General features: G+C 38.5%; 17 protein-coding genes. 11 read left to right on the top strand and 6 right to left on the bottom strand.

The features are described 5' to 3' along the window. The first annotated feature begins 25 nt into the window (after window positions 1-25). From JMN32_RS13925 to JMN32_RS13965, 9 genes are all read left to right on the top strand, one after another. Window positions 26-1,807, top strand: a complete 1,782-nt coding sequence (locus JMN32_RS13925) for a chloride channel protein (protein ID WP_202856951.1) — start codon at window positions 26-28, stop codon at window positions 1,805-1,807. A 676-nt stretch (window positions 1,808-2,483) separates the two neighbouring features. After that, window positions 2,484-2,960 carry a TlpA family protein disulfide reductase gene (locus tag JMN32_RS13930; protein WP_202856952.1) on the top strand — a complete coding sequence of 159 codons (477 nt, stop codon included), beginning with the start codon at window positions 2,484-2,486 and terminating at the stop codon, window positions 2,958-2,960. A 13-nt stretch (window positions 2,961-2,973) separates the two neighbouring features. Beyond that, window positions 2,974-3,585 carry a thioredoxin family protein gene (locus JMN32_RS13935; RefSeq protein WP_202856953.1) on the top strand — a complete coding sequence of 204 codons (612 nt, stop codon included), beginning with the start codon at window positions 2,974-2,976 and terminating at the stop codon, window positions 3,583-3,585. Between the two features lie 90 nt (window positions 3,586-3,675). Then, a complete protein-coding gene (locus JMN32_RS13940; protein ID WP_202856954.1) occupies window positions 3,676-4,191 on the top strand; it encodes a DinB family protein in 516 nt (171 codons plus the stop codon). 23 nt (window positions 4,192-4,214) lie between these two features. Next, window positions 4,215-5,516, top strand: a complete 1,302-nt coding sequence (locus tag JMN32_RS13945; RefSeq protein WP_202856955.1) for a D-alanyl-D-alanine carboxypeptidase — start codon at window positions 4,215-4,217, stop codon at window positions 5,514-5,516. Window positions 5,517-5,526: 10 nt separating this feature from the next. Further along, window positions 5,527-6,615 carry a glycoside hydrolase family 3 protein gene (locus JMN32_RS13950; RefSeq protein ID WP_202856956.1) on the top strand — a complete coding sequence of 363 codons (1,089 nt, stop codon included), beginning with the start codon at window positions 5,527-5,529 and terminating at the stop codon, window positions 6,613-6,615. Between the two features lie 39 nt (window positions 6,616-6,654). Beyond that, complete coding sequence (locus tag JMN32_RS13955) at window positions 6,655-7,461, top strand: N-formylglutamate amidohydrolase (RefSeq protein WP_202856957.1); 807 nt, start codon at window positions 6,655-6,657, stop codon at window positions 7,459-7,461. After that, window positions 7,462-8,835, top strand: coding sequence for a formimidoylglutamate deiminase (gene hutF, locus JMN32_RS13960; protein WP_202856958.1), 1,374 nt, complete (start codon window positions 7,462-7,464; stop codon window positions 8,833-8,835). 92 nt (window positions 8,836-8,927) lie between these two features. Then, a complete protein-coding gene (locus JMN32_RS13965; protein ID WP_202856959.1) occupies window positions 8,928-9,374 on the top strand; it encodes a YtoQ family protein in 447 nt (148 codons plus the stop codon). Here the strand turns inward: JMN32_RS13965 and JMN32_RS13970 are convergent, their stop codons facing one another. Beyond that, window positions 9,375-10,385 (bottom strand): Lcl domain-containing protein, encoded by a 1,011-nt coding sequence (locus tag JMN32_RS13970; RefSeq protein WP_202856960.1) that lies wholly within the window; start codon window positions 10,383-10,385, stop codon window positions 9,375-9,377. Further along, on the bottom strand, window positions 10,378-10,893 hold the full coding sequence (locus JMN32_RS13975) for a T9SS type A sorting domain-containing protein (RefSeq protein WP_202856961.1): 516 nt from the start codon (window positions 10,891-10,893) through the stop codon (window positions 10,378-10,380). The genes JMN32_RS13970 and JMN32_RS13975 overlap by 8 nt, the downstream gene beginning before the upstream one ends. Before the next feature lie 179 nt (window positions 10,894-11,072). On the opposite strand from JMN32_RS13975, the gene JMN32_RS13980 reads away from it, so the two are divergent. Continuing rightward, window positions 11,073-12,359, top strand: coding sequence for an OmpA family protein (locus tag JMN32_RS13980; RefSeq protein WP_202856962.1), 1,287 nt, complete (start codon window positions 11,073-11,075; stop codon window positions 12,357-12,359). On the opposite strand, the gene JMN32_RS13985 is transcribed toward JMN32_RS13980, so the two are convergent. Then, window positions 12,356-12,967 (bottom strand): DUF1684 domain-containing protein, encoded by a 612-nt coding sequence (locus JMN32_RS13985; RefSeq protein ID WP_202856963.1) that lies wholly within the window; start codon window positions 12,965-12,967, stop codon window positions 12,356-12,358. The two genes, JMN32_RS13980 and JMN32_RS13985, sit on opposite strands and share 4 nt — an antisense overlap. An 18-nt stretch (window positions 12,968-12,985) precedes the next feature. Further along, window positions 12,986-13,441 (bottom strand): LEA type 2 family protein, encoded by a 456-nt coding sequence (locus JMN32_RS13990; protein WP_202856964.1) that lies wholly within the window; start codon window positions 13,439-13,441, stop codon window positions 12,986-12,988. Between the two features lie 145 nt (window positions 13,442-13,586). Here JMN32_RS13990 and JMN32_RS13995 point away from each other — a divergent pair, with 145 nt between their 5' ends. Next, window positions 13,587-14,219 (top strand): 2OG-Fe(II) oxygenase, encoded by a 633-nt coding sequence (locus JMN32_RS13995; RefSeq protein ID WP_202856965.1) that lies wholly within the window; start codon window positions 13,587-13,589, stop codon window positions 14,217-14,219. 45 nt (window positions 14,220-14,264) lie between these two features. Here JMN32_RS13995 and JMN32_RS14000 read toward each other — a convergent pair whose 3' ends face one another. Continuing rightward, window positions 14,265-15,287 (bottom strand): amidohydrolase family protein, encoded by a 1,023-nt coding sequence (locus JMN32_RS14000; protein ID WP_394369173.1) that lies wholly within the window; start codon window positions 15,285-15,287, stop codon window positions 14,265-14,267. 158 nt (window positions 15,288-15,445) lie between these two features. After that, entirely contained in the window at window positions 15,446-16,180 is a 735-nt protein-coding gene (locus tag JMN32_RS14005; protein WP_202856967.1) for a DUF4395 family protein, read from the bottom strand. Window positions 16,181-16,426: the final 246 nt, after the last annotated feature.

The raw sequence follows: 16,426 nt of genomic DNA on the forward strand, positions 1-16,426 counted from the left end.
CAATTAACTCGATATTAAAGATATAGTGAAAAATGACGGGCTGCTGGTTAAGTTTCTTATATGGCGTGTGAAGCATGTCAGTAACAAGAACTTTGTTCTTTTCCTGGCCGGTATCATTGGCCTAATTGCCGGTGTTGCAGCAGTTACTCTTAAGGAGAGTGTTCACTTCATACAAAATCAGCTTATTAGTGAGTTTGCCATAGAGAATGGTAACTATTATTATCTGGGTTTCCCTTTGGTAGGTATTTTAATTACCGTGGTGATTTCCAGGTTTTTGCTCCGTGAAAACCTTGGACATGGTATAACTCAGATTCTTTATGATATTGCCAAAAATTCCGCATTGATCAAAAGATCTAAAATGTTTTCCAGAATGGTCACCAGTGCCATAACTGTTGGTTTTGGAGGATCGGTAGGACTGGAGGCTCCGATAGTTGTTACTGGCTCAGCAATAGGCTCTAATGTTGGAAGAGCTATGCATCTTAACTATAAGAAAAGAACAATTTTAATTGGTTGTGGAGCAGCAGGGGCCATTTCGGCAATATTTAACTCTCCTGTTGCAGGGGTTATCTTTAGCATGGAAGTTATTATGGCAGATGTAACTATTGCTATGTTTATCCCTTTGCTTATTGCTTCTGTTACCGGAGCACTTGTTTCTCTTAGCCTTTTGGGCGATGATGTGTTGTTTTCATTTAAACTGATAGATAGCTTCACGGCTTCTGACACCCCTTACTATATATTGCTCGGTATTTTCTGCGGGTTGGTCTCAGTATATTTTACTAGAATGACGTACATGGTAGAGGGGTTAATAGCCAAAGTAAAGGATAGGTTCGGAAGGGCTATAGTAGGCGGGATATTACTCGGCTTCGTTATCTTCCTTTTCCCTCCTATGTATGGAGAGGGCTATAATACCATTAAGTTGCTATTAGCAAATAGAGAGTTAGAGATACTGCATACAAGCCCTTTCTTTAATGAAATCGATAATGTTTACATTGTTTTTGGTTTTATTTTTGGGGTGATCCTGATGAAGCCAATTGCTTCAGCATTAACGATAGGCTCAGGTGGTAGTGGAGGTATATTTGCCCCATCTCTATTTTTGGGAGGAGTTACGGGTTTTATGTTTGCCACTGTGCTTAATGTCATTACTTGGGGAGATGCCAATGTTAGTACCAGTAACTTTACTCTTGTTGGCATGTGCGGTGTAATGAGTGGTGTGCTTTATGCACCATTAACAGCTATATTCTTAATAGCAGAAATTACAAGTGGCTATGAGCTATTTGTACCGTTGATGTTGGTGTCGGCTATTTCGTTCAGTACTTCATCATTTTTCGAAAAGCATTCACTTTATACTAAGCATTTGATCGAACGAGGAGACCTGATCCAGTACGATAAAGATCGACAGGTTTTGAGCCAGATTGATTTGCTCAAGATCATTGAAAAGGATCTTCTTACCATCCAGCCAGAGGCAACATTGGAACAGCTCGTAAATCTGGTGAGAATATCAAAGCGTAATATCTTTCCGGTTGTAAATGAAAACCAGGAACTCGTAGGTGTTGTGACCTTGGATGACATTAGGAACATCATGTTTGATAAAGAAAAGCAAAAGGATACAGTGGTGAAAAACTATATGCATAGTCCTCCTGCATTCGTATCCTCTCATGAAAATATGCAATCAGTAATGAGTAAGTTTGAGATTTCTGGGGCTTGGAATTTGCCAGTGATTGACCACGGAAAGTACGTTGGTTTTTTGTCTAAGTCTAGAATTTTTAATACCTACCGAAAGAAGTTGATCCGTCATAATAGAGAATGATCAGGTGTAATTTCTCTACCTTTCAGTTGCGGTTGACATAAAATTTTGATTTTCACGAATTAAGCCTTGTATAATTCATCTAATTAGTTAATTTCGCAGCCCGCGTTTTGTGGATTCAAAGTTGTCCACAAAGCATACATTAAAATTTGCATGTATAAATTATTGATTTACAGCAATTTATGTGTTCGGCAAGCTCTGCTGTTGATAACTTTGTCATTTTGTGGATAAGTTTTTGTTGATTTTGTGGATTCTTTATTTAGTCAAATCTTCCCTTCCATTTTCAGGTAAAAGCTAACAATGAAGGTTATTTTATTACTCAAAACATACATTACTATAACAGAGTAATTGTGATTAATTGCTTTACCTTAGTCAGCCATTTATGCCGCTCAACCCATATCGTGCTATCCATCCATAATATTATGCTATGTTTAATTCAGTATTATTACAATGTAAAGTGTACTCAAGTTAATCTAGAATTACCCGAAAGCAACAATCTTTAAATAGTACAATGTTTATAGCTTTGTTCTAATCATGTTTTTATGTGTAGATTGGTGTTGTTGGCTTTATGGCTAGGCTAACAATGCGCTTTGGCAACCGCGGCCATAAAAATAACGTTATGTATTTTACTGTTCGGTTGCATTAATTGTGCATTCGATGAATTAATTATCTTTAACTTATGAACAAAAACAACATCTTATTTTTTCTTTTGTTTATTCTAGGGGTTCCTGGCTATGCGCAAAAGGCGGAGGTAATAAAATTTGACAGACTCGAAGCTCTGATTAGCCAGGAAAGCGAGAAGGTTATGGTTATTAACTTTTGGGCTACGTGGTGTGGACCATGTGTTAAAGAGCTTCCTTACTTTAAAAAACTTGATGCTGAAAACGAAGATGTTAATGTATATTTGATCAGTCTTGATTTTGTAGAGAAACTTGATCGTGTAAATGCATTTATTGAAAGGAAGGAGTTGGTTTCACCGGTTCTCCTTTTGGATGAAATGGATTATAATTCATGGATAGATAAAGTAGATGAAAGCTGGTCAGGTGCGATCCCGGCAACATTGGTAATTAATGCAGCTACCGGTCAAAGAAAATTTGTTGAGAAAGAGCTTGAAGAAGGTGAACTTGAAAAACTAATTGCAGAATTGTCAAACTAAACCATTTAATACCATGCTAAAGTTGAAATTGTTTTCATTGTTACTATTTGTGGTGTTTTTTGCCGGAAATAAAATTAATTCGGGATATCAGGTTGGAGATACGGTTAAGGACTTTGAGCTTAAAAACGTTGATGGGGAAATGCTGGCACTGTCAGACTTTGAAGACGAAAACGGGGTGATTCTAATTTTTGACTGTAATACTTGTCCGTATTCGCAGGCGTATAGAGAGCGTATAAAATCGCTTCACGCTAACTTTAAGTCAAAAGGCTACCCAGTATTGGCGATTAATCCCAATGATCCGGGAAGATCTCCCGGAGATGCATTTGACAAAATGGTGGCCTATGCTAAAGAGAATGGTTATAAGCACGATTATCTACAAGATGTAGATCAGTCTGTAGCCAGGGCATTTGGTGCTACTAATACTCCTCATGTGTTTGTTTTGAAAAACAACAAAGGAGCCTTTAAGGTTGCTTATGTCGGAGCTATTGATAACAATACCAAAGATGCAGCAGCGGCTGATAAGAAATATGTTGAAGATGCAGTTAATGCTCTTTTAAAAGGAAAGGAACCGGCTACTAATAAAACAAAGGCTATAGGCTGTACTATTAAATGGAAGGAAGCATAGCTTAAATAATATTCTTTAAAATCGAGGTCCGCTAAAAAAACAAAAGTTTACATTTGGCGGACCTTTTAATTACCTCTTAAATTTACAGAAATGGCCAAACCCAATTTATTATCTGTTCCATCATTCTACCAGAAATATGTGGAAAGAATAGATGAAGAAGAGTTGATCCCCGCTTTGATAAATAGTGGTAACCTAACCATAGATATGATCAAGTCTATTCCGGAAGCCTCTGGTGACTATCGCTATGCTGAAGGTAAATGGAGCATAAAAGAAGTTCTTGTTCATTTGATCGATGCGGAGCGCGTTTTTGCATACCGTGCACTAAGGTTTGGCAGAGGTGATAAAACAGAGCTTTCTGGTTTTGAAGAAAACAATTATGCCATAGCGTCAAACGCAAATACCCGCAAACTTTATAAAATTATTGAAGAATATAACAATGTAAGGGCTGCTACTATTGACCTGTTCAGTAGTTTCGATGTAGAAGCTCTGGCCCGGACCGGTTTGGCAAACGGGTCTGAAATATCTGTCAATGCTATTGGTTTCGTGATAGCAGGCCATGAGACTCACCATAGAAATGTGTTGAGTGAACGCTATTTTTCAAAGTAACAGACGTTTCGTAATTTGCCCCTATGAAATTTAACCTGGCTTTGGTGGCTGTTTTGGCAATGGCCGCCTGTTCCTGTGCATCTATTAAAGGCAAGAAACAGATCCTGAATTCAGTTAAAGCTTTTGAAGCCAGGTATCAACACCACTCCGGTTTGGTAATATACGACATTGAAAGTGGTGACTATATTTTAGATTATCATGGAGATAAATACTTTACTCCTGCTTCTAATACTAAAATACTCACTCTTTTAGCTTCATTAAAAACCTTAGGAGATTCTATCCCCGGCCTTTATTATCTTGAAAGTGGTGATTCGCTCATTTTTTGGGGAACAGGAGACCCATCCCTGCTTAATGCAAATCTGCCTGAAGGCCCGGTGTTTAAATTTCTAAATAATACCGACAAGCAGCTATACTTTTCTTCATCCAACTATTTTGATGAGCACTTTGGACCTGGTTGGGCCTGGGATGATTACTTGTACACCTTTTCTGCGGAAAAATCACCATTACCCATTTATGGAAACCTTTTCACCGTCAGTAAATCTAATAAAGATACCCACCTTAAACTTGAACAACCCTTTTTTAAGCAATTCTTTTGGCTTGGAGACACGGTTAGGACTGAGAATGTCTTGCTTCGTGACATAAGCTCAAATAACACCTTTTATTTTCCTTCTTCAGTGGAAAGTGGTTTTAATGAGCAAATACCTTTCCACTATAGCGATTACTTCTTAGCCTCAGCTTTGGCGGATACTCTGAATCAAAAAGTTAATTTGGTAAGCTACTCTCTGCCGGATAACTATAAAACGATATATAGCATTCCGTCAGATTCCGCCTATAAAGTGATGATGCAAGAGAGTGATAATTTCATTGCTGAGCAGCTTATGTTAATTAATGCAGGTATACTTACGGATTCACTAAACACAGAAAGAGCTATAGACTATTCAGTAAATCACTACCTACAACAAATACCAGACGAACCTGTTTGGGTTGATGCTTCAGGTCTCTCGAGATATAACCTTTTTACCCCTCGCTCTATGGTATGGGTATGGAATGAGCTGTATAAAAACTATAACCCTGACCGGCTTTTCGCATTGCTTTCGGTTGGAGGGCAATTCGGAACGCTGAAAAAATATTATAAAAATGCTACGCCATATATATTTGGAAAAACGGGAACGTTAAGTAATAACCATAACATAAGTGGCTTTTTGAAAACAAAAAAAGGCAAGCTTTATATTTTTGCCTTTATGAATAATAATTACCCTACCAAGGCAGCTGTTATTAAAAAAGAAATGGAGCGGATCTTGTATAAAGTCTACCTGAACAATTAACCAATTCTACATGAAGAAGACCCTGATTACTATATTTTTAATATCCTTTGTTTTTATTCAGTTAAGAGCGCAAAGTGTTGACAGCCTTGATTTTAAAATCGGTCAGATGCTAATAGTAGGATATCCTAAGCAGGACATTAAACCTACTGAACAAACTATCAGTGATATTGAAGAAGGCAGGATTGGAGGTATCATTTTATTCGAAAAAAATATAAAACCTTCCAACTCTTACATAAAACTGAAGCAGCTAACCTGGAGTCTTCAGGAAAAGGCCCCAATTCCTTTATTTATAGCTATCGACCAAGAAGGCGGGCGTGTTAATAGACTAAAAGAGAAATATAGTTTTCCGAAAAGCGTTTCTGCAGAATACCTTGGAGACTTGGGTAATGTTGACAGCACTCGTTTTTATGCTGAAATAACAGCTTCAACTCTTGCTGGTCTGGGCTTCAATGTTAACTTCGCTCCTGTTGTAGACCTGTCAACTTATAAAAACAACCCTGTAATTGCTAAAATAAAAAGGGCATACAGTGATAATCCGGATAGTGTGGTCCGTCATGCTGCAGTAGTAATTGATACTCACCGCAAGTATGGCGTTATTTCTGTTCTCAAACACTTCCCGGGACATGGCAGCTCACATGCAGATACTCACTTGGGTATTGCAGATGTAACAGACTATTGGCAGTCGAAGGAGCTTGTCCCTTATAAGAATTTATTAGAACAGGATAAAGTCGATGCAATTATGACTGCGCATATTGTCAACAAAAAACTAGACAAAGCAGGGAACCCAGGGACACTTTCAAAGGCTATAATGACAGATATTCTGAGAGATAGCCTTAGTTATGATGGTGTGATATTCTCGGACGATATGCAGATGCATGCTATTGCTAAACACTATGGGCTCGAAAAAGCTATCAAGCTATCCATACAGGCAGGGGTTGATGTTCTTATGTTTAGTAATAATATTCAGGGAAGTGAAAACCGTACCGTTGATACGGTTCATAAGATTATCAGAAGCCTGGTAGAGAAAGGTGAAATTAGTACTGAGAGAATTGATAAGTCATACGACAGGATAGTTAAGCTGAAATCAATGTTTAATTAATATAAAATCAAAAGCAAACCTAAGAACATATTTTAAAATATGACAGAACCATACCATATCATAGAAGCAGAAGGAAAGAATGTTCCTGTTTTGATTAGTGTACCGCATAGTGGAACACTTTTTCCGGATAATATCAAAGACCACTACAATCAAAAACTTATTGCTGCGCCTGATGATACAGATTGGTTTGTACATAAGCTTTATGATTTTGCGCCGGAGATGGGGATCACTATGATCACCGCTACTTACAGCCGGTGGGTGATAGATCTTAACCGTGATCCGGAAAGTGCTCCTCTTTATGATGATGGACGAATTATTACGGAATTGTGTCCAAGCGCATCATTTGCGGGAGAGCCTATTTACCAGGATCATCACATGCCTAACAGAAACGAGATAGACAGAAGACTTGAAACCTATTACTGGCCGTATTACAATAAAATAACGGAACTGCTAAACGGGCTAAAAGAGCAGTTTGGAAAGGTACTTTTCTGGGATGCGCACTCTATTCGTCAGTATGTACCTTTGATCAGAAAGGAAATTTTCCCTGATTTGATTTTGGGTGACAATAATGGTAAAACAGCTGATAATGAGTTAATTGAAACAGCATTGTCTACTTTAAAAACCAAGCGACTTAAAGTTGAGCACAACCATCCTTTTAGAGGAGGTCACCTGACCAGATACTTTGGCAAGCCGGAACAAAGCCAACATGCTCTGCAGTTGGAAATGACAAAAATCAACTATATGGATAATAAAGAAGTTCATTATGATATTGAGCGAGCAGGTAATATGAGAACTTTACTGAAAAAGACTTTTGAAAACCTTATTAAAAAAATAGATACTCTATAGATGAAAACGTACAAGTTCAAAGGTATCTTACAGAGCAATGGCTGGATAGAGAATGCCTGTGTAACAATTGATAATGAGGGGGTTATAAAGGAAATTTCAACGGATGATATAGATGGAGCCGAAAAGGTAAATGGTTTTGCTGTTCCTGGCTTTCAAAATGCTCATAGTCATGCTTTTCAATATGCTATGGCAGGTATAGCAGAACGTCATGAAAATGCTGAAGCTGCTGATGATTTCTGGACTTGGCGAGAAGCTATGTATCAACTTGCCCTTACCATGTCTCCTAAAGATATTGAGCATGTTGCTACGATGCTGTACGCTGAAATGGTGAGACATGGCTATACTCATGTTGCAGAGTTTCATTACTTACATCATGATAAGAATGGAAAACCTTATGGAAACCTGGCGGAGCACGGTGAGAGGTTGGTAGCAGCGGCCAAAAAGGCCGGAATTAAGATTACTTTGGTGCCAATGTTTTATCAAAAGGGAGGGTTTGGAGCAGAACCTCAACTCCGGCAACGTAGGTTCATCTCCCCTACGCTTGATTCATACTTCAAATTGCTGGAAGCATCTAAACAGGCTGCCAGATTATATAATGGAGCAACAGTAGCTTTTGGTATTCACTCTTTGAGAGCAGTACAGCCTGATGATATAATTACTACTATTAATGAGGGACCCAAAGGAATTCCTTTTCATATCCACATATCGGAACAGCTTAAGGAGATTGAAGATGCTAAGGAATATTTAAAAATGCGACCTGTAGAGTGGTTGCTAAATAACACGGATGTTAACGAAAACTTTCATCTGGTACATGCAACACACCTGTTAGAAGCTGAAGTTAGTGGCGTAGCTCAGGCGGGTGCTCATGTTGTTCTTTGTCCTTCAACCGAAGGAAACCTTGGAGATGGCATATTTCCCTTGAAGAGCTTCCAAAAGCAAGGGGGGCGTTGGTCTATAGGTACGGATAGTCATGTTGGACTTAACCCATTGGAAGAGCTCAGAATATTAGATTATGGACAAAGACTGACTTCACATCAAAGAAATACTTTTATAGACAATATCGAGCCAGATAGTGGGGCTTATGGTTACAAGCATGCTCTTATAGCAGGAAGAAAGGCTATGGGTAATGATTGTGAGCAATACTTTATGGAGGGAGCAGCTTTTGATGCTGTTGTTTATGATGCCTCTGCAGCTTTGCTTGCCTCATCATCTGTAAGCAATTTGTTGTCAACCATTGTTTATTCTGGTGACGCGACAATGACTTTAGGAACTATGGTCAACGGGAAGTGGGTAGTGAAAAACAATGAGCACAAGCTAAAGGCCGAGATAACCGAAAATTTTATTTCTTGCATAAAAAAATTAAACATAAGGTAACAGAGATTTGTAATATGGAGATGAGCTAAGTGTTCATATCGGAGCGGTTGAGTTGTTGTATATTGACAAAGCAATTTTAAAATTATATACCTATGAAACTACAAGTTTATTTGTCAGGTGAGATCCATTCAGGTTGGAGGGAGGAGCTCATCAACGAGGCTGAGAGACAATTACTTCCCGTTGACTTTTTAGCCCCGGTATTAAATCATGATGCCAGTGATAATGTTGGTGTTGAAATTCTGGGAGCTGAAGAGAGCAACTTCTGGAAAGACCACAAAGCTGCAAAGATCAATGCAATTCGTATTAAAAACAGCATTGAAAAGGCAGATGTTGTAGTGGTTAAATTTGGGGATAAGTACAAGCAATGGAACGCTGCTTTTGATGCAGGTTATGCTGCAGCTCTTGGTAAATCATATATTGTAGTGCACTCTAAAGAGTTTACTCATGCTCTGAAAGAAGTTGATGCTCAGGCTATGGCCGTAGCTGAAAATATTGAGCAGGTACTTAAAATCCTGGAATACATAACACTACCCGAATAGTTATTCCTTTCGGATACACCTGCATTTTTTCTCTTGGTTTTTCGCTTGGTCATTGGGCTGACCCGTACGCATGTCAATAATATATGCCATGTTATTGGCTGTTTCGCTTGATGTCCAGTACTCTTCAAGTGTATAGTCCGCTATTAGGTAGCTTTGCTTAAATATAGCGTCTAATTCTGCACGTGATGGGAGATACCAATCATCATATCCAAAGGCATTCAGGTCTGCGCAAATCTTGGCGGCATAATTGCCAGAACCATAGGTGCCTACTAATATTTCCGTGTTTGTTTTGCCATCATAATCCGAGGTTGCTCCTGTATTTTGGAAGGGACCAAAAACAACATTGTCGGCATTATCAATTGGGTGGGCATAAATATATGAGCCTCTAAAAATTATAGGTACTGGCTGCTCTGGGTTTGGTGCCTGAGAATTTTCTGTGGGTAATACTACGGTATTGCCATTCGAAATTGATAATTTATTCCCATTAAGCGATAAAGTCTGCTGTGGCAGTTGGATGGCATTACCACTGGTGATCTTTAGTTCATTTCCGCTCAAGCTTAATGTTTGTATTTCATTTTGAGCATCAGCATCAGCGTCGTCTACATTATCGGCAGATTTGGCATGAAGAGCGTAAGGAACGGTCATTAATTGGCTTTCTCCTAAAAGTGTAAAATTAGACCCCCCATTTTCATCCATTTCAATTTTTATGAAATGCTCATCACTGGCCCATTTAATGCTATCGAAGGTTTTGAATATAGGGTTGCCTTTACCTATGGCAAGGTTTACAACACCAAACTCATCGGTAACTGTAGTATGGAACTCTGAGAATACACGCTCCCTGTTCAAAGCTGATTTCAAAATAGTAACTAAAAAAGACACCTTTCTACTGGCAATAATCTGACCGTTTTCACTTTGAATAACAGCCTGATACCTGAAGGAGTCATTTCCCTGAGCAACCAAATCCGGGGAGATTATAATGAATAATAATAATACAGAGGCTAACTTATTCATTGATATAAGCTTTAATAATTTTGTACTTCATGTTTTGTTTTGGGCTTTGACTTTCAACAACAAGGAGGTACACCCCGGGAGTATAATTGGAAATATCCAGCTTTTTGACCTGAAGCATATTTTCAGCTGTCCATGTTTCCAATAGTAGGCCTTGTGAATCAAAAAACTTGAATTTTAAATCGTTTATAGAGGTATTGTATAAAATATTTACAAACTCATCAGCTGGATTGGGATATATACTGAGTTTGGGATTGAACAGTTGCTCAGTACCTGTAACTGTAGCACTGACACCAGGCTGTATAAAGCCCTGCTGTATACGTACATTATTAACTCTTGAGGTTGCTCCTGTAATTTCCCCAATTGTCCAGAGAGTTTTGAAGGAATTGCTATGATATGACCCTCCAGCAGGAGAAATTAAAGTAGTAAGTTGGCTTTGCCCATGGCAAAAGCCACCAAACAACAGTAGGTTTAGGGTGAAGAATATTCTTGTCATGATAATCAAAGCCATATACATTGGCTATAAGTCAATGTATATCAATATATACTGAGTGAAAAAGGCATGTAACCTTTGATGTACCTTATCTTTAAAAATCGCATTTTTTGACTTTTGAACATTTATGTTCTTGTTGGAATTATTAGAATAGGCTGGTTTTATGTAAGTTGATAGAATATTAAGAGGCCACTCCTATGGCTAAACAAGTTTTTATTGTATTAGTAGTCGCTTTTGGCATAAGCATTACCCTTCATGGACAGGTGGTGGATACAACCCAAACAGCCACTGATTTGGTTAATAATATACTTTTGGGTAACGGTGTGCAGGCTGGGAACATTAGGTTTACCGGTCAGAAACATGCTATTGGTTTCTATGAAGACCATACCGCGCAAATAGGTATCGAAAAGGGAATATTATTAACTTCTGGTAATGCCCTTTTTATTGTAGGTCCCAATAAGTCTCCTCGCTCTGGTTGGGCTAGTGATGCTCCTGGAGACCCTGAACTCGATATAATTGCTCGTGGGAAGACATATGATGCTTCGGTGCTTGAGTTTGATTTTGTAACCGCTTCTGAAAACCTGACTTTTCAATTTGTTTTTGCCTCTGAGGAGTATCTTGAGTATGTTGGGTCAAAGTTTAATGACGTATTTGCTTTTTTTATTGAAGGGCCGGGCCTGGAAAAAATGAATATTGCCATGCTTCCTGATGGTATTACTCCTATTACCGTTAATACGGTAAACAATAAATTGAACAACCAGTATTACGTTGATAATACTTATATAAACACCACGGATCCTTTTATTTGGGATGTAAGAAATCGCAAGGTTATTGAAAATAAGAACTACCTACATGAAGAGATTCCTCCAAAGTATAACATTCAATTCGATGGTTTTACCAGAGTTTTGGAGGCTAGGTGTACGGTAATACCCAATCAGGTATACCATATTAAAATAGCAATAGCTGATGTTGGAGATGGTATTTTGGATTCTGGAGTTATTCTTAAAGGAGGTTCATTTCAAAGTTCTGGGGACCTGGTTGTACAGCTGGATAGGCACTTTAAAGAGGATATTATACCTAAAACAGCACAAAGCAGGCGCCCTGACTTTGCGAACTCAGAGAGACAACAAACAAGAAGTATACCCAAAGAAATTATACTGGGGAATATAGAATTTGAATTTGATGAATACCGAGTGCCTGTTGGGGCTAAGCATACACTAACTACAGCCATCAATGAATGGTATAAAAAACCGGAGGGTAAAATTCATGTAATCGGACATACTGATAGCTGGGGTACCGATAATTACAATGTAGTACTTTCGCACAATCGCTCCAAAGCTGTTGCACGTGCGCTGGAAGGGCTTGGTATACCTGATAGTCAGTTAGTTATTCATTTCTATGGTGAAAAGAGGCCTTTAAAAACTAATAGTACTACAGAAGGAAGAGCGAGGAACAGGCGTGTAGAACTGATTTTAAGCTACTAGTGTGACTTAAATGCTTTGACCCCTGCTAGTACTTTTGTTCTGACCCTATTTTGCCTTGGCACCAAAGGACATGAGTATTTTTTATTGTAAGCGCAATATGGATTGTATGCTCTATTGAAATCAAGAACAACCGTGTCTGCTTCAGGAATGGTTAGGCCGAGATACCTTCCTCCTCCATATGTCTCCTCACCATTGGAGAGGTCAGTGAACGGTAAAAAAAGATAATCCTTGTATTCCTCAGTTTCTTTCAGTTCATGGCTTTGATAAACCTCTAGTACAAACTCCTGACCATTGAGCTCAAAATGAGCTTCACCATACTTTTCATAAATGGGAGACCGGGTGGTGGTGGTTGCCATTTTAAATGGTTTTTGATCTGGAGTTCGTACAAACTTGGCCACAATACGATACTTGAGGTCTATAGGAAAGAAATCAAGAGATTTAAATGTTTCCAGGTCTTGTTTCGTTAAAGGGCTTTCCTCTGGGTTAGCAAATTCTTCGTTAAGTTCTTTATGGAATTCTTCAATCTCTTTGGTGAGTTCATTGGATTGGCCATGTGATGTTAGAAAGCAAGTTGAAAACAGGGCAGTAATCAGTATATTTTTGATCATAATGATTTGTTGAGTTAATTAAATACGAACATGGTCTTCATAGTCGACAGGTACTTTAATGGGTAAGCCATGTAATGACACCCTAATGAATCCTTTATAATGCACTTTGACCTTCTTTCCGCCAAGAATGCTGATTACGCTCTTCAGGAATCCCATCTGTTTCATATCAAAGGTGGCATCCAGTGGCACTTTGAACTCAGAGTTTGCCGGGATCAAAGTCTTTACAGAGTGGTTGATGGTGCCAATTTTGTTGCCCTCTACCTCAACATCCACGGCAACTTTTTTAAGCTTCATCTTTACACCATTGGGATTATAAAAATAAGCATTGGCGTTAAGGTATGCTTTGGAACCGGTCACTTTTGTAACTTCAATATTACCTACCCTTCTAAATACAGGAGCATCTTCTGGGCGTTTACAGCCATAAGTAAATAACACAATAGACAACAGCAATAACAGCGGCAGTTTATATTTCATATTTTAAAAGGGTATAGAGTTTATGCTCAAAACTAAGCATGTAATAGACGTTAGCTTAATAAGTTTGTTACTTTCTAAACTATAATCATACTAAATTATTTTAAAAGCCACACCACGATTGTAAATTTACAGTGTTACTACTTCGATGAACATTTCCACTGATTACTTGGAATTTATAGCTGATGGATTAGCTAGCCAGGATTATGCAATTGTTGATAACTTTCTTCCTATGGAGGAGGTTCATGACATTTTGAAAGTTTTTTCCCTGCATCAGGATCACGATCTTTTTAGGAGAGCCGGTATCGGTAAGGATGATAACCTGCAATATGACAGAAGTATTCGCGGTGATTATATCAAATGGGTAAACCCTAAACATGCTCTTCCTCCGGTGAAGAGGTTTTTGGATAAAATAGACAGTTTAAAAGATTATCTAAATAGGACATGCTTTTTGGGGATACAAGATTATGAAACGCACTTTACCATTTACCCTCCCGGCTCATTTTACAAAAGACACCTCGATCAGTTTAAAAATGATGGAGCTAGAAAAATATCTTTTATCTGCTATCTGAATACTGAATGGGAGCCAGGAGACGGAGGAGAGTTAAGGCTTTACTTTGGCAATGAAATTAAGGATGTTGCCCCTACTGCAGGTAAACTGGCATGTTTTAGAAGCGAGATTATAGAGCATGAGGTATTGTTATCTAAAAAGGACAGGTTTAGCCTGACAGGTTGGATGTTGAACTTGCCTTGGGGTTTAGAGTTTGTAGTAGATAAGTAAGCTATCAGAGTGACTGTAAAGGCACTCATTTTGGTTTCCACTTCGCTATTTTGGAAATAGTGTCTTATCTATATTTGGTATTACCTTCAAAGCATTTTTGTAATAGAGCTTTTTCAAAACTTCATCATCTAGGTTCAGGCCGTACATTCTCCAGAATGCGTGGTATCTTTTATAATATGGAAAATACTCGTCATCAGTTTCAAGTATTCGGAAATAGGTATAATATTCTTCAGGGTTCCAACTGTCTTTACCAAACATTACCCTGTCTTGATACTTGGTCAGGAATTTCTTTGCCATGCGAGGCTGTCGACCCAGTTCGGCAATAACAGCACCTATTTCAGTATACATGTTGGGGTATTTATCCATAAGCGTGCCAAGCTTTGCTAAATTATTGCCATACCAACCTAGGTGGGCATTGATAAAGGTAGTGTTTGGGTGCTTTTCAAATAAGTGATGTTGCTCTCCGATAATTTGTTCCCATGGGGCAGGGTCAGAATCAGACCTTTTTCTACCGGGGCGTACCTTTAATTCCAGCCACCTTTCATTTTGTTCGTCATGAGACTCCCAAAAAGGCTTAGGATCTGCTGCATGTATTAATACAGGGATACCTAATTCGCCACATTTTTCCCAAACAGGGTCAATTCGAGGGTCGTCGATGGTTATTCGCTGGCCGTTGATTACAGCCATAGTTTGACTCTTATATATTTTGAGTCCATTAGCTCCTAGCTGAACATCATTTTCAATCTGTTTTACAGTGCGCTCAGTCCAGCCTGACTCATTAATACTGCTGATGTCAATATTTGTAAATACAACAAAACGTTTTGGAGCTGTTTTCTTTACATTTTCAAGGCTACCTATCAGGTGTTTTTCAGAGCCTCTTCCTCTACCGCTGAGGTTAACCATAACCGACATATTGAGCTTGTCCATTTCTTCCACTACCTCAGTAAGGTCTTGGTTAGGCATATTAAACTGGTGGTTGTGTACGTCTATGAATGGATACTTTGCCTGTTTTATGATATGCTCTGGTACGACCAGTGTGGAGGGAGGATCATATTTTTCCCAATCCATCTGCAGCTCATTTTGGGTGGGGTTGTTTTGACCTTTACAGTGAAAAAAAACGGTTAAAAGGAAGAAAAACGGTATAGATCGATACATATGCAAGCAGTTTTATGCTTACTTCAAACGGATTACCCTATAAGAGGTTATGATAACCGCCACAATAAACTCTATAGTTTAATGGCATTTTCTATAGAGCCTAGGGAATAGGCCCTGGCCAGTGCTTTTTGATTTATAATATTCGAGGCTTCTTTAGATCTCATGCCACTATTACAGAAAACAATGACATCCTTGCCGTGATATATATTATTATCAGTGAGCGTGGTAATGGGAATATTTAGGGCGCCTGTGATCACCTGTTTTTCATGCTCTTGAGGAGTTCTTACATCAACAAGCAAGGCCCCATTCATTCGAAGTTCTCTTGCCTTCGAAAGGGTAATATTGTTCCCGTACCCCAGAAAGGCATAAAACTTTTCATACAACCAACAGGCCACACAGAAGTGAGTAAGAATTGCAGCAAGCTGAAGCAAGATCAAAAGGCCTCCTGTGAAGAGACCCACCGAATAAAAGCCATTGAATAGTAAGAGTCCTGTAGTAAGGTTAAAAATTGTATTCATCAGACTGGAGTATCTTCTGGGCAGTGGATTTACGGCAGGCAATTTTTTTTGATAGATAGGCGCAATTACCCTGTTGTAAATGGCATCCATGGGATGATATTTTTTTGAAGCAAACCCCATTATGCCAAGGGTAGCCAAACTGAAATAAATTAATGGTTGGTTTAATAGTAGGCCTGTTATTACTAGTGTAAGGCAAAAAACAGGCATAAACCTAACATAGTAATTTATGGCGCTCAGTTCATCAAGGGAGCAGGACGAGAACCCTTGCTGTATTAAATAGCGATTCATAGGTAAATTAGGTTGAATGAGGTTCAGATATATACCTATATATGGGCAGAGGTAATCGGAATTGAGCCGGGTTTTTTCGGAGGAAACTTTTCTTTGAAAGGAATGAAAGAGGGGTTAAAAACGTAAAAGAGCTGTTAGGTTATTTGACAGCTCTTTTAGCTTATTTTGTTTAGGAAATCATCAAAGGGGACATGTTAAAAAATTTAAATAGTAACGCCTTTTTAGATGTTAAATAAACTATGTGAA

The organism is Fulvivirga marina (genome assembly GCF_016775155.1).
Lineage (GTDB): Bacteria > Bacteroidota > Bacteroidia > Cytophagales > Cyclobacteriaceae > Fulvivirga > Fulvivirga marina.